Raw genomic sequence first — 19,560 nt, forward strand, 5'->3', positions numbered from 1 at the left:
CGACAAATTCCTTCACTTCGTCTTGCCGCATCATGAAAATCGGAGAACTGGCCAAGGTCGCGAACACGCCGGTCGAAACCATCCGCTATTACGAGCGCGAGCAGCTGCTGCCCGAACCGGCGCGCACCGAAGGCAACTACCGCATCTACGACGACGAGCACGCGCAACGGCTGGGCTTTATCCGCCGCTGCCGTTCGCTGGACATGACGCTCGATGAAATCCGCAGCCTGCTGCGGTTCCGCGATGCGCCGGGCGAAGACTGCGGCCAGGTCAACCAGCTGCTGGACGACCACATCGGCCACGTGGCCGCCCGCATCTCGGAACTGAAACTGCTGGAAAAGCAGCTGAAGGCGCTCCGCCAGCAATGCTGCGGGGCCGAGTCGGCGCAGAACTGCGGCATCCTGCAAGAGTTGGACACCGCCACGCTCGCCACGGAACCCTTCGGGCAGCACGCGGGGCATGTGCACGGCTCGCTGCACAGCAGCACATCCGCCAAACGCTCGTCTTGATATGCCCTGACGTGATCAGGGCGCGATCACACCGACCGCGTGCTCACACGCGAAGCAACCCGCGAAAGCCTCTTGCCGCGTAGTAAGACTGGGCACCGTTGTGATACACGAACACCTTGCCATAGCGGTAGTCGCCGAAGAGCGCTCCGCCAAGTGAGCGAACGTCAGGCGGCGTCTCGATCCAGCTGGAAGTCTTCGCGTCGAACTTGCCGAGCTTCTGCAGCTCCCGGTACTGCTCTTCCGTCAACAGCTCGATGCCCATGGCGGCCGCCATGCCAAGAGCGCTGTCCTGCGGCTTGTTTTCCTTGCGCGCGTCGAGCGCTTCACGGTCATAGCAGAGGCTCCGGCGGCCTGTCGGGCTCTCGGGGGCGCAGTCGCAGAACATGATTTGCCCGGTTTTCTTGTCCTGGCCGATCACATCCGGCTCGCCGCCGGTTTCTTCCATGGCGCCAATCGACTTCAGCGCACTGGGGTTGCTTTCGAGCCTTGCCTGAACGTCGGCCCATGCGACGCCCTTGTGGCGTTGCATGTGCTTCTCGAAGCGGGCTTGCAATGTCTGGAGCAGTTCTTGCGTCTTCATGGTTCTTGGTTCTGCTACTTGCCTATGAGCTGGGTGAGCTTCTCCGCCTCGAAGCTCTCGTCGCGCGCCGCGTCGCAGGGCACGCAGTCCTTGGTGCCGGGGTGCGCGGACAGCTTCTCGATGGCCTGCCAAAGCAGCGCGATCTGGTGCTCCTGCCCCGCGGCACTGTCGATCAACCCGCGCATGGCCTGGCTGAGCGGGTCGTCCTCCTGCGTGATGCCGTAGGCCGAGAACTTCTGCGGCGCAGCGACATCGGCGCTCTCGCCCGCCTTCGACGGAATGATGCGCGCGGGAATGCCCACCGCCGTTGCCCCCGCGGGCACCGGCTTGATGACCACCGCGTTGCTGCCGATCTTGGCGCCGTCGCCAACCTCGAAGCCGCCCAGCACCTTGGCGCCCGCGCTCACCACCACGTTGCGCCCGAGCGTCGGGTGGCGCTTGGCGCCCTTGTAGAGCGAGGTGCCGCCCAGCGTCACGCCCTGGTAGATGGTGCAGCCGTCGCCGATTTCGGCGGTTTCGCCCACCACCACGCCCATGGCATGGTCGAAGAACACCCGCTCGCCGATCTTGGCGGCCGGGTGAATCTCGATGCCCGTGAGCCAGCGCGCCACATGCGCGATAAAGCGGGCCGGCCACTTGAACCCGTGCGTCCAACAAGCGTGCGCCCAGCGATGCAGCACCACGGCATGAAAGCCGGGGTAGACCGTGATCACTTCCCAGGCGCTGCGCGCGGCCGGGTCGCGTTCGAGGATGCACCGGATGTCGGCGCGCAAACGAGAGAACATCGCTGCCTTTGTTGTCGTTATATCGATAGGGGCCGCGCAGTCTAAAGCCGGCGGTCTTTCGCGCACGCGCGATGGGGTTTTAGCCCTTGCGCGGGCCGTTTGCGGCGTCGGCCATGGCCTTGGCGATGCCCCGCAGGATGTGAATCTCTTCGGGCGTGGGCTGGGCGCGGTTGAAAAGCTGCTGCAGCCGGGGCATCAGCTTCTTCGGCGCCTGGGGGTCCAGAAAGCCGATGTCCACCAATGAGCGCTCCCAGTGCTCGAGCATGCCCGCCACCGCCTTCGCATCGGCCGCCTGCACCGGCGCCGTGGCGTCGCGCACCGCGTAGCCGCCCAGCGCAAGGCGCCATTCATAGGCAATCACCTGGATGGCCGCTCCCAGGTTGAGAGAGCCGAACTTCGGGTCGGTCGGAATGCTCAAGGCCACGTTGCAGCGGTAGACGTCTTCATTGCGCATGCCAAAACGCTCGGAACCGAAGAGAAAAGCCACATGCTGGTCGCCCTGCTGTGCCAGCGGCTCCAGGTGTTCCCGCGGGGTGCGCGTGGGCGGGCCGAAGTCTCGCGGCACCATGGCGGTGGCGCACAGGTGGGTCACGCCGTCGAGCGCCTCGTCCAGCGTTTCGACGATGCGGGCGTTGTTCAGCACGTCGAGCGCGCCGCTGGCCCGCTGGATGGTTTCTTCCCGCCGCAGCACGTTGGCCCACCGGGGCGTTACCAGCACCAGGTCGTCGAAACCCATGGTCTTCATGGCGCGGGCGGCGGCGCCCACATTGCCTGCGTGGCTGGTCTGGATCAGGATAAAACGGGTGCGCATGGAGGGTTTGGAGGCACGAAACTGGCGGAGCCGGTAAAATGACCGATTCTCGCCGCCCGCATCGCCGGGCCGCAGGGTCGCCTCCAGGGGACCTCCTCCACCGTTCTTCTCACAATCCAGAATGTCGTCCCCCAACCTGCATCCCATGCTCAATGTGGCCGTCAAGGCCGCACGCGCCGCCGGCGCCATCATCAATCGCGCCGCCCTCGACGTCGAGGCCGTGCGCATTTCGCAAAAGCAGGTCAACGACTTCGTCACCGAAGTCGACCACGCCAGCGAGCAAGCCATTATTGAAACGCTGCTTGGCGCATACCCGGGGCACGGCATCCTGGCCGAAGAATCGGGTACCCAGCACGGTGCAAAAGATTCCGACTACGTCTGGATCATCGATCCGCTCGACGGCACCACCAATTTCATCCACGGCTTTCCGGTCTACTGCGTTTCCATTGCGCTGTCGGTGCGCGGCAAGATCGAGCAGGCGGTCATCTACGACCCGAGCCGCAACGACCTGTTTACCGCCACCAAGGGCCGCGGCGCCTACATGAACGAGCGCCGCATCCGCGTCTCGAAGCGCACCAAGCTCAGCGAATGCCTGGTTTCGACCGGCTTTCCGTTTCGCACGGGCGACAACTTCAAGCAGTACCTGGCCATCATGGCCGACATGATGCCCCGCATGGCGGGCCTGCGCCGCCCTGGCGCAGCCGCTCTCGACCTGGCCTACGTGGCCGCCGGCTTTACCGACGGCTTCTTCGAAACCGGCCTCAACCCCTGGGACGTGGCCGCGGGTTCGCTGCTGGTCACCGAGGCCGGCGGCCTGATCGGCAATTTCACGGGCGAGCCCGACTTCCTGGAACAGCGCGAATGCCTGGCCGGCGCCCCGCGCATCTACGGCCAGCTGGTGCCGCTGCTCGCCAAGTATTCCAAGTTTGCCGGCATCGACGACAAGATGCGCGCCAGCGACCGCGTGCGCGCCGTCTCTGCCGCAGCGCGGCCCAACGCCGACGAATCGGTCGACCTGTATGCGCGCAGCACGGTGCCTGACCTGCCCGCCGCATCGCTCGACGGCGAAGCGCCTGCTCCCGCGGCCGCACCGGCAGCACCGGTGTCGCGCAAGCTCACGCGCATTCGCCGCGACGCGCCTGCCGACGGCAGCCCCTCCGAAGGCGACGCTTCCGCCAAGTGATGCAGGGGCCCGGTGCCGCCCTTCGCTTTCGTGCGGCGCTGCGTGTTGCGCTGAGCCAGTACGTCGCCAACGGCTTCAGCGTTGCGCTCGGCCTGCTGGTCATCTCGGCCGGCGCGCATTTCTGGCTCGGCACCATTGCCGCTTCCGCAGCCGCGGTGGGCGTGATCGTCACCGCCCCGCCCGACCTGCCCGGCCCGCGCCGCGGCAAGTTCTTCCAGATGCTGCCGGCCCCGCTGATCGGCCTGCCGCTCTTCTTTCTGGTGCAGCTGCTGCACACCGCGCCCATTCGCCTTGGGCTGGTGCTGGTGCCCGCCACTTTCGTCGCCTTTTTGGCCATGGCGTGGGGCAAGCGCGGTATTCCCATTGCCATTGCGGTGATGTTCTCGATGGTTTTCTCGATGGCCACGCCCGCGCCGAACGGCATGGCCGAGGCGTTGGAGCGCACCTGGCACTTTGGCCTGGGCGCCGGCCTCTACGTGATCTGGGCCAACCTGGCCAACCATGCGCTCAATGCGCGTTACCGCGTGCAGTCGGTGTCAGACGTGCTGTATTCGCTGGCCGCACTGATGCGCACCGAGGCCACGCAGTTCACGCCGCGCGACGACACCAGCGACATCCGCGAAACCCCAGCCCCCTTGCTCGGCCGCCTGTTGCGTGAACAGGCCGCGCTGGCCGACCAGCTGCAGGCCACGCGCGACATCGTGCTCGAGTCGCCGCGCACGCCGCGCCGGCAGCGGCTGGCCGCCATGCTGGTGATCGTGCTCGAAATGCGCGACCAGCTGCTTGCAAGCGAGCTCGACCTAGACGCGCTCAAGAGCCACCCCGCGCATGCGGAGGCGCTCATTGAAATGCGCCGCGTGCTCGAAGAGCTGGCCGACGAAACCACCGCGCTCGGCGACTCATTGCTCATGGGCCGCCACCCCGAGGCGGTGGCCGACCGCCGGCCGCGCCTGGCATCCATCCACCTGCCCGCTGAAGAACACGTGGCAAGCCACGGCATGCTGGGCCCCAACGCCGCCATGCTCGCGCGCGGCCTGGCAAGCCGCATCGGCCACATCAACGACGAGGTGCTGCGCCTTTCGGCCATGGCGCGCGGCGATGCCGAGCCCAACCTGGCCGTGGTGCGGGCCAACTGGCAGATGTTCGTGAGCCCGACCGACTGGTCGCTGCGGCCCTTTCTCACGCTGTGGAGCTGGGACGCGCCGCCGCTGCGGCATGCCATTCGCGCCGCGCTGGCCATTGCGGCCGGTTACGCCATTGCGGTGTCGCTGCCCTGGGGTTCGCATGACTACTGGATCTTGCTGACCATTGTGGTGGTGCTGCGCGGCAGCCTTTCGCAAACGCTGGAGCGGCGCAACAGCCGCGTGGCCGGCACGCTGCTGGGCTGCGTGCTGGCGGTGGGGCTGCTCTCCGCGCATCCGTCGCCGCTGTTGCTGCTGGCCTTTGTTACCGTGTCGCAGGCCATTGCGCACAGCTTTGCGGTGCGCCGCTACCTGATTACCGCGGTGGCGGCCACGGTGCTGGGCCTGCTGCAGGCGCACATGCTCAACACCGGCGCCGCGCCCATCTTTGCGCTGTTCGAGCGCATTGCCGACACGCTCATCGGCGCCGCGCTGGCATGGGGCTTCTGCTATGTGCTGCCGTCATGGGAACGCGGGCAGATTCCGGCGCTGGTGGCGCGCACGCTCACCGCCCAGGCGCGCCATGCACGCCTGGCACTGGGCCTGGGCCAGTTGCAGGCGGTCGACAGCAGCCCCGAGCTCGAATGGCGGCTTGCGCGCCGCGAGGCCTACGACAGCCTCTCGGCGCTGGTGCAGGCCACGCAGCGTTCGCTTTCTGAGCCGCGTGCGGTGCAGCCGCCGCTCGAGCCGCTGGAGCACCTGCAGGCGCACAGCTACCAGTTGCTCGCGCAACTCAGCGCCGTAAAATCGATGCTCGTGCTGCGGCGCGACCGGCTCACCCCGGGCGAAATCGAAGGCCCGCTCGCGCGCACTGCACAGCGCATCGAGGCGGCCATCGGCACCGCGCCCACCACCGGTCCCACGCTGCCCGAAAGCCCCGGCTCCACCACCGTGGGCGGCCCGATTCCCCTGCCAGACCCCTTCGACAACGACATCAGCCCCTGGCTGCTGCGCCGCCTCGATCTGGCCACGGCACTCGCTACGCAGCTGCGCGACGACGCGGCGCGCATTCTTCAACCCCTGGAGACACAAGCCACGACCACCGCTCAATGACCGAAGAGATGCTTGCCCACCCCTGGTTCGGCACCTGGCTCGCAGCCGTGATTGCCGTTCCGCTCGCGCTGCTTGTTCACCGTCTCGGCGGCCTTGTGCTGATGCGAATCACCCGTCCGGCGCCCGCGCTGCATTCGATGGTGATCAACTGCAAACCCGTGGCCCGGGTGGTGCTGCCGCTTCTGGCGCTGCTGCTGGTGTTCCAGGCCGCGCCGAGCGATCTTCGCTTCATAGGCAGTGTGCGGCATTTCAACGGCCTGCTGCTGATTGCCGCCACCACGTGGCTGGCGGTAAAGGCCATCAGCGGCTTTGCGGACGGCGTGCTCGCGCAGCACCCCTACGACGTGGAAGACAACCTGCACGCGCGCCGCGTGCTCACCCAAACCCGCGTGCTTGCGCGCACCGCCATGTCGATGGTGCTGGTGGCCGGCGGCGCGATGATGCTGATGACTTTTCCGGGCGCGCGGCAGGTGGGTGCGAGCCTGCTGGCCTCTGCGGGCGTGATCGGCATCGTGGCCGGCCTGGCGGCCAAGCCGGTGTTCAGCAACCTGATTGCCGGGCTGCAGATTGCGCTGGCCCAGCCCATTCGCATCGACGACGTGCTGGTGGTCGAGGGCGAGTGGGGCCGGGTCGAAGAGATTACCGGCACCTTTGTGGTGGTGAAGATCTGGGACGACCGGCGCTTGATCCTGCCGCTGAGCTACTTCATTGAAAAACCTTTTCAGAACTGGACGCGAAGTTCGTCGCAGCTGCTGGGCGCGGTTTTCGTCTATGCCGACTACGGCATGCCGCTGCAGCCGCTGCGCGCGGAGGTCGAGCGCATCGTGAAGTCGGCGCCCGAGTGGGACGGCCGGTTTTTCAACCTGCAGGTAACCGACGCCACCGAGCGCACCATGCAGATTCGCGTGCTTTGCACCGCCGGCAATTCGAGCCTTGCCTTCGATTTGCGCTGCAAGGTGCGCGAAGGGCTTATCGACTTCATGCAGCGGGAGTACCCGCAGTTCCTGCCCCGGATGCGCATCGAAAGCGACGGCAAGCCGGGCCGGCAAGACACTCAAGACATGCAGCTTCAGCCCGTGCCGTCGCCGCGCTGACCCGCGGCATGGCTGCGGCGGCGCAGCGGTGGCAGCTGCAGGTTGGTGAACGCCCGCAGCAGCCACTCCGCGGGGCCATACGCAAAGTTTTGCATCCACCAGCGGCTCAGAACCAGGTTGCCCGCAAAGATGGCCAGCGCCACTGCAAACGTTGCAAGCGGCCCGATGGTGCCGATCCACCGCAGCCCATAGGCCAGAAAAATCCACGCGCAGACCAGCGACTGCAGCAGGTAGTTTGAAAGCGCCATGCGGCCCGCCGGCGCCAGCCATTGCGCCAGCACGCGGCCAGGCCCGGTCTGGAACACCAGCAGCATGCCGGCTGCATAAGCGGCAGCCAGGAACGGTGCCGTCAGCAGCGTGGCCGCCAGGCCTTGGATCTGTCGCGACAGATCATTCAGCCGCATGGCAGGCAAGGCATAGGCCAGCGCACCCGGCACGCCGACGAGCAAGCCCCAGAACAACACCCGCCGCAGCAGCTTGCCATGCGCCTCTGCATGCGCGAGCAGCCCGTGCTTGCCGGCAATGAACCCCGCGAAGAACATCGCCAGAGCCTCCGGTGCCTGCACCAGCGCGGTGATCCACCAGACCTGCGACAGGTCGCGCAGGTGCTGCACCATCACCATGGCCGGCGAGGCACGGTAGGCGGCCAGCGCCCTGGCCGCGTCGGCGTAGGCGGCTTCGTTGGCCAGCCGCATGTCCGCATGCGTGACCAGATAGCCAACGGCGGCCCATGCCAGCGACACAAGCAGCACCAGCCCGATGGCCGCGCACGCCATGAACACATCGCCCCGTCGCCGCAGCAACAGCAGCACCGCGCCCAGAACCGCATATGTGGTGAGGATGTCGCCGTAATAGAGCACCACGGCATGCAGCACGCCGATGACCCACAGGCCCACCAGCCGCCGCACCATGCGCGGCGCAAAGCGCTTGCCGTCGCGCTCCGCCGCACGCATCTGCAGTGTGAAGCTGTAGCCGAACAAAAACGAGAACAGCAGGTAGAACTTGGTCTCGAACACGAAGGCCCGCACGAACGAGGCGCTGCGGTCGGCCAGCGAAACAGCCAGCGGATCGGGAATGCCCAGGCCGTAGTAGGTGGATGCGAAGCTTGCGATGTTGACCACCAAAATGCCCAGCAGCGCAAAGCCGCGCAGCGCATCGACCAGGTGCTGGCGTTCGTTCGTCGTTTCTTTCAGGGCGGGCGTCATTCAGGTTTTCTTGGCTTCAGGGGTGGATTGGCACCACCCGCGCCGCGGCGGCCGCGGTCTGCCTTGGGCAGCACCGCCTCTTCGACCATGCGTTCCGCCCGGGCGTGCAGGCGGTGCAGCGACTCGTCGAGCCGCGCCGCGTCGTCGTCGCTCAACGCGCCCAGCAGCTCGGTGTTGATTTGCGTGACCAGCGGAAACAGCTCTTCATACAGCGCCTGCCCGCTTTCGGTGAGCCCCAGCCGCACCTGCCGCCGGTCGCCCGGCCGCACCACGCGCGACACCAGTTGCTTGGCAACCAGCGAACCGACCGCCTTGGAGGTGCGGGCCCGGTCCAGCTGCGCATGCTCGGCCAGCTCGGAAGAACTGAGCTCGCCCCGGCTTGCGAGCACCGCAACCAGCCGCCATTCGCGCCGGGTAATGCCAAAGCGCCCCTCGCACAGCCGGATGACCATGCTGCCCGCCACCGACAGCAGGCGCGACAGCCGGTACAGCAGCAAATCGTCCAGCGGGCGGCGCGGCGCGGTCATTTGGGGGTTAGTCCGGGGGATGGTTGATTAGATCAATCGAATGTAGCGTCTCTAAAGTCGTTCGCAGCCGCGCCGGCACATGAGCCGACCGGCGCCACCGAACGAGAACCGGAGACATCGACATGCCCTGCCCTGATTTCGACCGCCGCCAGATCGTTGCCGCCCTCGGCGGCCTTGCGCTGGCTCCGCTTGCAACCTTGGCCAACGCGCAGGCGTTCACGCCGGGCCAGCCCATCAAGGTGCTGATTGGCGTGCCCGCCGGCGGCACGCAAGACGTGCTGACGCGCGCCATTGCAGAGCAGGTGCGCGACACGCTGGGCCCGCTCATCGTGGACAACCGGTCGGGCGCGGCGGGCCGCATTGCGGTGGAAGCGGTAAAAACCGCGGCGCCCGACGGCCGCACCCTGCTGTTGGGCACCGCCAGCATGATGACCATGTTTCCAAGCGCCTACCGCCAGCTTTCGTACGACCCGATCAAGGACTTTGTGCCCATCATCAACGCAGCACGCTTCGAGCTGGCGCTGGTCGTGCACAAGGACGTGCCGGCCAACACGCTGGCCGAGTTCATCGCCTGGGCCAAGGCGCAGGGCGACAAGCTGAGCTTTGCTTCTTACGGCGCCGGAACGCCTTCGCACTTCTTGGGTGAAATGCTCAACCGCGCGGCCGGGCTCAAGATGGTTCATGTGCCGTACCGCGGCTCTACGCCGGCGCGGCAAGACGTGATGGGCGGCTCGGTGCCGGCTTACTTCGACACCATTGGCGGCGCGCAGCAGCTGCTGCCTTCGGGCCGCGTGAAGGTGCTGGCCACCAGTGGCGACAAGCGTTCTCCGCTGATGCCCAACCTGCCCTGCTTTGTGGAGGGCGGCTACAAGGACGTGGTGGCCACCGCCTGGTTTGCCTACTACGCGCCTCTTAAAACGCCGCAGCCCATCGTCGAGAAACTGCGCGCCGAATTCACCCGCGCCATCAATTCGCGCGAAGTGCGCCAGCAACTGCTGCAGAACGGCATGTACCCCGTGGGCGACAACAGCGAGGCGCTTTTGAAGACCATGCGCGAAGACACGGCACGCTGGGCAGGCATCATGAAGGCCGTGAACTTTCAGGCCAACGATTGACTGAACGACTGAACAACCAAACGACACTGATCGACTGAACGAGGAGGAACCCGACATGCTGAACAACACCCCCACCCACACGCCCATTACCCGACGCCTAGCCGCGCTGCTTGCCGCAGCCGGCCTCATGGCCTCCATGGCCGCCGTAGCCCCCCAGGCGAGCGCGCAAGCGCTCGACAGCCCGCTGCACATCGTGGTCGGCTACGCACCGGGCGGCGCCACAGACCGCGTGGCGCGCATCGTCGGCGACAAGCTGGCAGCCCGCCTGGGCGTGCCGGTGGTGGTCGACAACAAGCCCGGCGCCGGCGGCCGCCTTGCGGCCCAGCAGGTCAAGAACACCCCCGCCAGCCAGAACGTGCTGATGCTTGCCAACCCCGCGGTGATGGTGGTGGCGCCCCTCGTCTTCAAGGACAACAACTACGACCCCGACCGCGACTTCGTGCCCGTGTCGCACGTCAACGCCTACGACTTTGCGCTGTCTGTGTCGCCCCACCTGCCCGTGCGCGAACTGAACCACCTGCTCGCCTGGATGCGCGCCAACCCCAACCAGGCCAACGTGGGCGTGCCCGCCACCGGCAGCCTGCCGCACTTCTTCGGCCTGATGGTGGGCGAAAAGGCCAAGGTGCAGACGCAGATCATCGGCTACCGCGGCTCGGCCCCGCTGCTGAACGACCTGATCGGCGGCCAGGTGCCGATTTCCATCGACACCGAAGACGTGGTGCTGCCGCAGCACAACGCGGGCAAGCTGCGCATCCTCGCCCTCTCCGGTGCCAAGCGCTCGCCCTTTGCGCCGAACATTCCAACCTTCAAGGAAGCCGGCCTCGACCTGGCCGCCACCGGCTGGAACACCTTCTTCGCGCCCGCCAGCATGCCCAAGGACAAGGTCGAACGCCTGTCGAACATGATTCGCGAGGTGATGCAAGACCCGGACACGCAGCGCAAGTTCAAGGACGCCGGCATGACCCCGGTGGTGAGCACGCAGGCGCAGACCGCCGCAATGCTCAAGGCCTACCGCGCGCAGTGGGCGCCCGTCGTGCAGAAGTCCGGCTACCAGCCCTGAAGCTTTCCAGACGACACATGACCAGACCCAACATCATCTTCATCGTGGCCGACGACCTCGGCTATGCCGACCTTGGCTGCTACGGCGGGCGCGATGCCGCGTTCGGCCCCGTGTCGCCCGTGCTCGACGGCCTGGCCGCCAACGGCCTGAAGCTCACGCAGGGCTACTCGAACTCGCCCGTGTGCTCGCCCACCCGCTTTGCGATGATTACCGCGCGGTATCAGTACCGCCTGCGCGGCGCGGCCGAAGAGCCCATCAGGAGCAGCAGCCGCGGCAGCACCACGCTCGGCCTGCCCACCGACCACCCCACCCTGCCGTCATTGCTGAAGGCCGGCGGCTACCAGACCGCGCTCATCGGTAAATGGCACCTGGGCTACCCGCCCCACTTCGGGCCGCTGCGCTCGGGGTACGACGAATTCTTCGGGCCCATGTCGGGCGGCGTCGACTACTTCACCCATTGCGACTCCACCGGCCAGCACGACCTGTGGTTTGGCGAAGAGGACAAGAAGGAAGACGGCTACCTGACCGACATTCTTTCCAAACGCGCCGTGGACTACGTGGAACGCATGGCCGTCAAACAGAAGCAAGAAAAAGAAGAAGCCCCCTTCTTCCTGAGCCTGCACTACACCGCCCCGCACTGGCCCTGGGAAACCCGCGACGACGCCGAGAAGGCGCCCACCGTCAAAGACAACCTGTTCGACCTGGCCGGCGGCAACATTCATGTGTACCGCCGCATGATCCATCACATGGACGAAGGCATCGGCTGGATCATGGCCGCGCTAGAAAAGCACGGCATGGCCGACAACACCCTGGTGGTGTTTACCAGCGACAACGGAGGCGAACGCTTCTCGGACAACTGGCCCCTGGTCGGCGGCAAGATGGACCTGACCGAAGGCGGCATCCGCGTGCCATGGATCGCGCACTGGCCCGCAGTGATCGCCAAGGGCAGCGAGAGCAAGCAACTCTGCATGACGATGGACTGGTCCGCCACCATGCTCGACGCGGCCGGCGTGAAGGCCGATGCAGCCTACCCGCTCGATGGCGTCTCGCTGATGCCTGTGCTGAAGGACGCGAAGCACAGCTTCCGCCGGCCGCTGCACTGGCGCATGAACCACCGCGGGCAGGAAGCGATGCGCGACGGGGATTGGAAGTACCTGAAGGTGGACGGGAACGAGTACCTGTTCAACATTCCGGCGGATGAGCGCGAGCGGGCGAATCTGGGGAAGAAGGAGCCGGAGAGGCTGGCTGCGATGCGCAAGGACTGGGCGGCGTGGAATGCGACGATGCCTGGGATTCCGGAGGATGCGACTGTTAGTTTGGGGTATTCGGTGAGGGATATGCCGCAGAGGTGAGAGGTGCGCCCTGCATAGAGCTGCAACCGCTTGAGGCTGAACTCGAACACCCGGTGCCGGAGCTCGGATGACGGCGCCTTTGAACACTGTCAGTCGGACAGGAAGCACTTCAACGACCGCTGCCTATTGGCGCGTGTGCTCCCCCGGTACGTTGTTCTTCGTGGCACCGCAGTCCCTGTTTGCCGCAGAGCCCCTGTCGGCAAGCGTGCGCGAGCCTAGGATATGCAAGAAGGTCTATGCTCGCCGCTTTCCGATAGGGACTGTTTATGTCTGACTCCTCACCCGCCAGTACTACCTGCGGCCCGGAAGAGCCTGCTAGCGTTGGTCACTTAGCTTGCGCGCTACACAACAGGAACGGCCTAGACCTCGCAATCGAGATACCACCGGGCGCGCATCTGCAGCTCGCTGGAATCCAAGGCGCGTCCGTCTCCCAAGGCGAGCTACGCTTTGCGACGCTAGGTGACCGGAATCAGACGGTCGCCGCGCATGTGCTTGCCGAACTAGGTGAGCGCCGCAGCGATTCCGAAACCCTTTGGAACGCAGCGCGAGCCCTATGGCGCAAGGAAATCGGTCACGCCGATCTGGCCAGCGGACGGCTTCTGGCCGCAGCGCACGCTGACGAGGATCTGCTGCGCACTGCCGCATGTCGGATGACGAGCGCTTCAGAGGTGTTTGAGGTGCTACACCTAGTCAAGGCAGCGCTGCCTCACTTGGACGATCTCGATCTTGATGCCCTAATCAACCTTTGCGACGTTGAGCAGCCTTTGACGCAAGACGATATGGCTGCCGGCATTTTCTACGGCGACCTACAGCGATGGCTTGCACCGCGCCCCGCGACGGCACATGCGCTCGTTAAAAAGATCCTAGATACGCCGGCACAGACGCGAGGAAACTTGCTAGGCGCCGCTTGGATGGCTTGGTTCGGCATCGACCCTCAAGCCGCTGCCAGCGAATTGCTCGCCGCTTGTACTCGCGTGGAGGCGCCGTTGCCCAGCCTCACCTGCTGGATCGCCGGGCGGATGCTTGCCGAGTTGCCCAACGAGCCTGTGCACGCGACTCGCCTAGAGGATTTGATCTTGCGCAGAATCTCGAGCGCGGACGCACAGGAGCACCGTGCGGGTTTGGCGGCCGCGACCTCTTTGCTCCATCTTCGTAGGCGGTTTGACGGTGCTCTGCGCAAGCAAATTGACAGCGGTGATGCCGAAGCACGTGCCTATGTCGTGCGGGCGCTTTCCCGCGAGGCCGAAGCTTTTCTCGTCGCTGATGTGTTCTTCGAATGGCTGCAACGATGTGTGGCGCTGGACGAGACGTACGCAGGTGTACTGAGCGAACTCGACTACACGCTGTCTACCTTGTTGCGGCCGGGCTCGCAGCTCATAGACGGCGTATTTGGCTTTTTCGAAAGTTGGGTCGCGGCGCAACCTCAAGCCAAGGGCGGGCGCGACGGACGGTTCGCTGAACAATTCGACCAATGCGCCAACAAGATCCTGGAGCAACCTCATTTGAGCGCTCGCATGGTCACCCAGTGGATGCTCAAGGACGGCTTGGCCTTCCCCTCCGCCATCGCGGGCGTGATTTCCAGGGTGGACCATCGTCGGGGCGGCTCGAGCCTTCGATTCGACCCAGCTTTGCTGGTCACTGCAACTGAATCTGATTTTCGGTTCCTTGGCAAGCGCGTGCTCGGCTTTTTGATCGAAGTCGATCACATGCTCTCACTCGCCCTCTCTTTGCTCGATGTGACCGATGCGAAGAATCGAGTTCACCCAATGATGAGATGGCTCCTGCTGCAAGAGATTGGCTACGACTACCCCTCCACTACGGCTAAGCAGCTACGCATTCACGTTGGGAGCACCGTCGATCCCGAAACCACGACGCTTCTGCTAGACATTGCAGCCGAGCTTGACGCTCACCTCGCCGATCTTGACGACTTACCACGCCTGCGCGAATTGGCGCTGCCGCGCGCCGTGCGACGTGAATTTCAAAAGGCGCGCGCCAAGCAGATGGAAAATTCGATGCGCGAAGGACGCAAAAATTCGGCGCTGACGCAACTGATGTCCACCGTGCACGTCAAGGCGGGAGAAAGCTCTTTTCAATACGTGCAAAACGAGTTCTCGCAACCGATGCACTTCACATCTCACTCAATTTCCGTCGAGTTCCCTCGCCGGGAGAGCTTGGACTCAGTAGGCAATGCGTACCGGATGCACACGCTGCGTGTGGCGAAGCGAGGTGATGCATGAGCGCAGGCAACCCGATGCGCCTTGCACTGTCGCATTACCTGCGCACCCTGCGCGAACGCGACGAGTTCGATCGCCTTTTACCCGAGCTCCTAACGGAGATGGGCTACATCGCACTCGTGAAGCCGAAAGCAGGCGTCCGCCAGTTCGGCGTGGACTTTCCCGCAGCCGGGAAGTCGCCTGCAGACGGAATAGACGAACTGTTGCTGTTCGTCATCAAGCAAGGCGACATCGGTCGGCGAACATGGGACGGAGACCACAACGCTGTGCGACCAAGCATGGACGAAATCATTGATGTGTACCTCGCCAGTCACGTGCCACTTGGTTACGAGAATCACCGTAAGGTCGTCATCGTTGCGACCACCGGCGATCTCGGACAGGAGGTCCAAGCGAACTGGGCGGGGTACACGAACAGGCATCGGCAACTGCGCTTCGAGTTCTGGGGAGCCGATAGAGTGTCGGACCTCATTGAGTCGCACTTGTTGAACGAGCACCTCTTCGACGGACAAGATCGCGCGGATCTGCGCAAATCTCTTGTTATGGGCGCCGACAGCGACTATCGCTTCGACGACTTGTGCCGGTTAATGCTGCGTCAGCTAGGGCTAACCGCGGACGGCCAGTTGTCGGATACCGGTTTGAACCAGTCGCCGGCGACGCTATTGAAGGCCTTGCGTCGGGTGCATCTAGCTGCCCTTGTCTGCTCGTACTGGGCAGACGCGGAAGGCGAGCGCCGTCAGGCACTATGGGTCATGGAACGTACCGTGCTCTGGAGTTTCCACCGCGCAGTACTGCAGCGACTGCATGATGACGCTGACATCCAACTGGCAATCCGTGACATCTGGGAATCGTACCTCGCTGCGGCGCGTCGTTACCACGATCGGGTTGAGAGGCACATCCGGATCAAAGATGGCTTGTCGGGATATACCCGCGAAGGCGCAGAGTACGCCATCACCCTGCTTGAGCAAGTGGGGCTGCTCGCGTCAATCGGGCTATCAATGGTAATGACCGGCCACGCGACGCCCGATGGCGAAGATCAAAGGGAATCGATGGCAGACGCGCTGGAGAATCTGCTGCGCAACCATCCGGCAGCCGCCTCGCCCCGGTTGGATGGGCACGTCGTCGACGTTTGCTTGGCCTTGGTGCTTCTGACGCAATGTGGCCGCTTTGACACCGCGCGTTGGTGGGCAGCCGAAATCGCCGGGCGCATGAACTTTGCGTTCACACTGGACAGGATGTTCCCCGTCGGCACTGATTCATTAGACGATTTAGTCGAGCTAGAAGTAGGCCCAGGCGACGAACTGAAAAAGCTGTTGAAACAATGTTCTTGGCTTCTGGCGACTATCGCTTCTTGGAGCGTCATGCTTGGCTTGGACGATATGTATGAAACGATCGCAAAGGGCCATGCGCAAAGTTACCCTGAGGTAGGCAGCCAACTTTGGCATCCTCCGTTGAATTGGAGCGCTGGGTGGTACTACGGTCCCGCACACCACGAACGGGGAAGCAGCGAAGCACCCTACCTTCTTCCAGCGAGCGCACAAGACCTGCGGGACCGAATCACCAAGTTCAACACCAGCGGCCGCCTTAAGTGGGAGGAGACCTCACCGGCGCTGCAGGCGGGATTGTGGGCCATTGATTTTGTAGCCTGCCGGCACTTTCGCACGCCGGTTCCCGCGTCTATGTGGTACCACCTGCGCGACGAGCCCACATCGATGGCCGAGCAGATAGGCGCTGATGACTGAACGAACAAGAACCGGTCACCATGCGGCCTCGCTTCAGGAGCTATCCCTACAAGCCTGGTAACGGCCCACGGCGCAAGTCGACTGGAGTTAGAGGATCGAGGGTTTGGCAATTTCTCGGCGGCTGAATTCCGAGGCCAAGAGGTAGAGAAACTGCTGCGGCTGACCCGTGATGAAATCCTGAACACGAGGACCGAATGGCCCGTCAGTGATGAGTGGGAAGTGATGTGGCCGATAGCGTGTTATCGATCCTAGATAGTAAGCCACCGCGTATATCGAAAGTAGTTGCGAAACCGTCTGCGCCGCTTCGGCAGGTGGCCGCAAATAAACGTAGTGTCTTCGGTACGGCGGGATAGTCGCAACGGTAGCCCAAAGGAAGGGTCGTGCTGTGTCGAAGAGTTGCTGCAGCGAATTTCCGTATTTTGTGTTGGAGCTGACGATTGGGACCTTTTGCTGGAAGCTGACCAGCGAGCGACCGGAGCCGTCGGTCTCACTGCAGGCGACTTGAACGAACGAAGCTGCCAAGCCGGATTCGGCCAAGAATTTCTTGTGGGTGACACCGATCCTCGAGAGATCATCAGCAACAAAATACAGCCCAAGCCAAAGCTCCCTTGTGGTCTTGCTGACAAAAGTTCTGATCTCGTGGATCGCAACGAAGCGCTCCTTCTTGTTCGCCGCGGATGACCACAGCCGATGACCTGGAAGTATCTGAGGCAGCAGAACCGAAAGATCGTAGTCGATTTGTGCAGCAAGTCCGGCACTGTTCAGCACCGCCATGAACTCGGAGAAATTCTGCAGATCACCTTTAGCATTCGGACTTGGAAAAGCTCGCAAAAACGCATCTGTTAGCTCGCGGTTCGCAGGTCGCAGCATCTCTGACAAGCCATGTTTCGCTTTGTCGAAAGTCGTCTGCGCGCCTTTGGTGAGACAGAACGCCTTCACGAGATTCATGAAGCAGTAGTACAGAGACAAAGGCCTAGCGGAAACGCGCTGAGAGTCAACCGCACCCTCGTAGAAATCGCGGGCCTGCCGAGTGCACGCGAGAGCCTCGGGCCGGTTAGCCAGAGGACACGAAGTCTTGATGGCTTGATCAATGATCGACCAAGGGTCAAGCGAAAAGAGAAGAGTCTGGAGACTCGCATTGCCCTTAGGTCCAAGCTTGATCGGCCAGAAGCTATAGGGGATCAACTTGTTGTTGACGCGTAGCCTTTCGCCGACGCGCGGAGCTGCAAGTTTCATTTTCGTCCCCTTAGTAAGCAATCATCGAAGCGGCGATTTCGTCCGGCGGACGACTCGTGGCGAAACTGAGCGTGACTTATCACTTTGGAAAGGCCAGTAGATCAAGACAAAGCTCGCGGTCGACGGGCCACATCCGCTGCACACCGGAACTCCGAGTCAGCTACCTTGTTCGATGCACATACCACCGCCCCTCAATCCTCCCGAACCAGCACATCCCCCTCAAACCGATACCGAAAATAAAACCACTTCTCAACCTCCGACTTAGCCTCAATGCGGAATGCCGTAATCAGCCGCTCCCCATCGGTCTTCAGATAGATCGCGCCATACACCTCGACGTTGCTGCGCGCGAGTTGCTTCACATCGGCCTTCAACTGCGCAACCTTGTCTTGCGAGAGCGTTCTAGCCGCCAGCTTGTCGATGCCGGCCATCAGCGCGTCGACGGAGTTCTTGTTCTCCATGGCGCGTGAAGAGCGCTGGAGCTCGGTCGAAAGAATGACCGGTGCGCCGCCGCGGCCGAAGCGGCCCAGGCGGCCGAGCAAGTCGGGCCTGGGGTGGATGTGGCCCTCTTCATCTCCTGACGAAATGATGAAGGCAGCCGGATTGACGGCGTCCAGAAACGCATCGGTGACCTTTTCGGAGCCGTGGTGGCAAGACTTCATGATGTCTGACCTGAAGGTGTCTCGCGCCTTGGTCACCATGTCGTCGTAGGCGGGCGTGCCTGCTTTCGGAAACTTGTTATCCGCAGTGCCGGTGTAGTGCTGCAGCAAGAATTTTTCGGCGCCTTCGTTCAAGTCGCCGCCGAACAGCACGCTGAACTTGCCGTATTGCAGCCGCAAGATGACGGAGTGGCCGTTCTTGGTTTCGTTGTATGAGCCCAGCTGCCGCAGCGCGGGGGTGCCGTCGGGGCCTTCTTCAACCACGGGCGCAAGCACGCGTATGGTGTAGCCGCGGTCGTCCGACGGGGCAAAGCCGGGCATCCAGGCGGTGTCGTCTTCCATGGCCGCGTGCTGGGCCGAGAGCATGCAGATGTCCTGGATCTTCGGGTTGTTTAGCGCGGCCTTCATGACTTGCGGAAAGAGGTGGGTGGTGCCCGCGTTTCCGAAGATGGTCTTCACGGTGGCGTAGTCGGCGGCAAGGTCGCCAATGTAGGCAACCGATGCGCCGTTTTCCTTCACGGGTTTGCCGCCGAGCTTTTCCCACGTGCCGCTCACGGGCCGCTCGACAAGGCCGCTGTGATACACGGTGCCAGAGCCGATGCCTGGGTCGGCAAAGATGTCCTTGAAGCCCAGGTAATGGTCGCTGTCGGGGTGCGTCATTACGGCGGCGGCAAAGTCGAAGCCGCGGTAGGTCTGAAACCTGGCGGCAAGAAAGGCGCGCATGTTGCCGCCCTCTCCGGCGTCGATGACGACAATGCGTTCATCGCCGCCGGTCTCGGGCGAGATGAGCACGGCACCGTCGCCCTGGCCCACGTCGACAAAGATGATTTCGAGCGGCCGGCGGGCGACTGTGTCTTCTTTGGGGATGTAGAGGGTGCGCCGCTTGGTGGGCGAACGGGCGGCCCAGTCGATTTCGAGCCAGCCATCGCCAAGGTCTTTCTTGACCTTGAGGAAGTCGCCCCAGATGACTTCGCGGATCTTTTTCTTCTTGTCGTCGAAGAGGTGAACGGGGCTTCCGTCCGCGCGCAAATTGACGAATCGGTGTGCTGCCATGCGCCCGCTCCCTCTTTTTTGACGAATCCCGCACTTTTAGCAGTGCGGGGGTGCAGGCGCATCACTCAAAAGCGGTATGGCAATAGGCAGGCGGCTCCGGACAATGGCGGCTTTGTTGCTGGAAGTCTGCATTCGGACTATGGGAGTTGACCCGATCCCTGAAGACATCAACATGTAACACTATAGT

At 63.7% G+C, this 19,560-nt stretch carries 16 protein-coding genes; 9 read left to right on the forward strand and 7 right to left on the reverse strand.

Annotated elements, in window-relative coordinates:
* Positions 1-32 precede the first annotated feature (32 nt).
* Positions 33-509, forward strand: coding sequence for a Cd(II)/Pb(II)-responsive transcriptional regulator (cadR, locus tag V9K97_RS19880; RefSeq protein ID WP_258508061.1), 477 nt, complete (start codon positions 33-35; stop codon positions 507-509).
* 43 nt (positions 510-552) lie between these two features.
* On the opposite strand, the gene V9K97_RS19885 is transcribed toward cadR, so the two are convergent.
* Genes V9K97_RS19885 through V9K97_RS19895 form a run of 3 tightly spaced genes read right to left on the reverse strand, consistent with a single transcriptional unit; the run spans position 553 to position 2,685 of the window.
* On the reverse strand, positions 553-1,089 hold the full coding sequence (locus V9K97_RS19885; protein WP_337320152.1) for a DUF4256 domain-containing protein: 537 nt from the start codon (positions 1,087-1,089) through the stop codon (positions 553-555).
* Between the two features lie 14 nt (positions 1,090-1,103).
* Positions 1,104-1,895, reverse strand: a complete 792-nt coding sequence (gene cysE, locus V9K97_RS19890) for a serine O-acetyltransferase (RefSeq protein WP_258501334.1) — start codon at positions 1,893-1,895, stop codon at positions 1,104-1,106.
* A gap of 58 nt (positions 1,896-1,953) precedes the next feature.
* Complete coding sequence (locus V9K97_RS19895; protein ID WP_337320154.1) at positions 1,954-2,685, reverse strand: RNA methyltransferase; 732 nt, start codon at positions 2,683-2,685, stop codon at positions 1,954-1,956.
* 121 nt (positions 2,686-2,806) lie between these two features.
* Between V9K97_RS19895 and V9K97_RS19900 the strand changes: the two genes are divergently transcribed.
* From V9K97_RS19900 to V9K97_RS19910, 3 genes are read left to right on the forward strand one after another with little or no spacing between them, the layout of a single operon-like run.
* Positions 2,807-3,868 carry an inositol monophosphatase family protein gene (locus tag V9K97_RS19900; RefSeq protein ID WP_258501358.1) on the forward strand — a complete coding sequence of 354 codons (1,062 nt, stop codon included), beginning with the start codon at positions 2,807-2,809 and terminating at the stop codon, positions 3,866-3,868.
* Positions 3,868-6,102, forward strand: coding sequence for an FUSC family protein (locus tag V9K97_RS19905; RefSeq protein ID WP_337320156.1), 2,235 nt, complete (start codon positions 3,868-3,870; stop codon positions 6,100-6,102). Before V9K97_RS19900 ends, V9K97_RS19905 begins: the two co-directional genes overlap by 1 nt.
* Positions 6,099-7,196, forward strand: a complete 1,098-nt coding sequence (locus tag V9K97_RS19910; RefSeq protein WP_337320158.1) for a mechanosensitive ion channel family protein — start codon at positions 6,099-6,101, stop codon at positions 7,194-7,196. Before V9K97_RS19905 ends, V9K97_RS19910 begins: the two co-directional genes overlap by 4 nt.
* Here the strand turns inward: V9K97_RS19910 and V9K97_RS19915 are convergent.
* Both V9K97_RS19915 and V9K97_RS19920 read right to left on the reverse strand, forming a co-directional pair.
* A complete protein-coding gene (locus V9K97_RS19915; protein ID WP_337320160.1) occupies positions 7,172-8,401 on the reverse strand; it encodes a DUF418 domain-containing protein in 1,230 nt (409 codons plus the stop codon). The genes V9K97_RS19910 and V9K97_RS19915 overlap by 25 nt on opposite strands.
* The gene (locus tag V9K97_RS19920) at positions 8,398-8,928 is read right to left on the reverse strand and encodes a MarR family winged helix-turn-helix transcriptional regulator (protein ID WP_337320162.1); all 531 of its coding nucleotides are present in this window, start codon (positions 8,926-8,928) and stop codon (positions 8,398-8,400) included. Before V9K97_RS19920 ends, V9K97_RS19915 begins: the two co-directional genes overlap by 4 nt.
* Before the next feature lie 122 nt (positions 8,929-9,050).
* Between V9K97_RS19920 and V9K97_RS19925 the strand changes: the two genes are divergently transcribed.
* The 5 genes from V9K97_RS19925 to V9K97_RS19945 all read left to right on the forward strand — a co-directional run bounded on the left by V9K97_RS19925 (position 9,051) and on the right by V9K97_RS19945 (position 16,428).
* On the forward strand, positions 9,051-10,043 hold the full coding sequence (locus V9K97_RS19925) for a Bug family tripartite tricarboxylate transporter substrate binding protein (RefSeq protein ID WP_337320164.1): 993 nt from the start codon (positions 9,051-9,053) through the stop codon (positions 10,041-10,043).
* A 55-nt stretch (positions 10,044-10,098) separates the two neighbouring features.
* On the forward strand, positions 10,099-11,103 hold the full coding sequence (locus V9K97_RS19930; protein WP_443303773.1) for a Bug family tripartite tricarboxylate transporter substrate binding protein: 1,005 nt from the start codon (positions 10,099-10,101) through the stop codon (positions 11,101-11,103).
* A 17-nt stretch (positions 11,104-11,120) separates the two neighbouring features.
* Positions 11,121-12,455 (forward strand): sulfatase family protein, encoded by a 1,335-nt coding sequence (locus V9K97_RS19935; protein ID WP_337320165.1) that lies wholly within the window; start codon positions 11,121-11,123, stop codon positions 12,453-12,455.
* Positions 12,456-12,943: 488 nt separating this feature from the next.
* On the forward strand, positions 12,944-14,692 hold the full coding sequence (locus V9K97_RS19940) for a hypothetical protein (RefSeq protein WP_337320167.1): 1,749 nt from the start codon (positions 12,944-12,946) through the stop codon (positions 14,690-14,692).
* The gene (locus V9K97_RS19945; protein ID WP_337320168.1) at positions 14,689-16,428 is read left to right on the forward strand and encodes a hypothetical protein; all 1,740 of its coding nucleotides are present in this window, start codon (positions 14,689-14,691) and stop codon (positions 16,426-16,428) included. Before V9K97_RS19940 ends, V9K97_RS19945 begins: the two co-directional genes overlap by 4 nt.
* A gap of 87 nt (positions 16,429-16,515) precedes the next feature.
* Here the strand turns inward: V9K97_RS19945 and V9K97_RS19950 are convergent, their stop codons facing one another.
* Positions 16,516-17,664 carry a YaaC family protein gene (locus V9K97_RS19950; RefSeq protein WP_337320170.1) on the reverse strand — a complete coding sequence of 383 codons (1,149 nt, stop codon included), beginning with the start codon at positions 17,662-17,664 and terminating at the stop codon, positions 16,516-16,518.
* Between the two features lie 191 nt (positions 17,665-17,855).
* A complete protein-coding gene (locus tag V9K97_RS19955) occupies positions 17,856-19,373 on the reverse strand; it encodes a ComEC/Rec2 family competence protein (RefSeq protein WP_337320171.1) in 1,518 nt (505 codons plus the stop codon).
* Between the last annotated feature and the right edge of the window lie 187 nt (positions 19,374-19,560).

The sequence above is a fragment of the Variovorax sp. CCNWLW186 genome (genome assembly GCF_037203865.1).
Taxonomy (GTDB): domain Bacteria; phylum Pseudomonadota; class Gammaproteobacteria; order Burkholderiales; family Burkholderiaceae_C; genus Variovorax.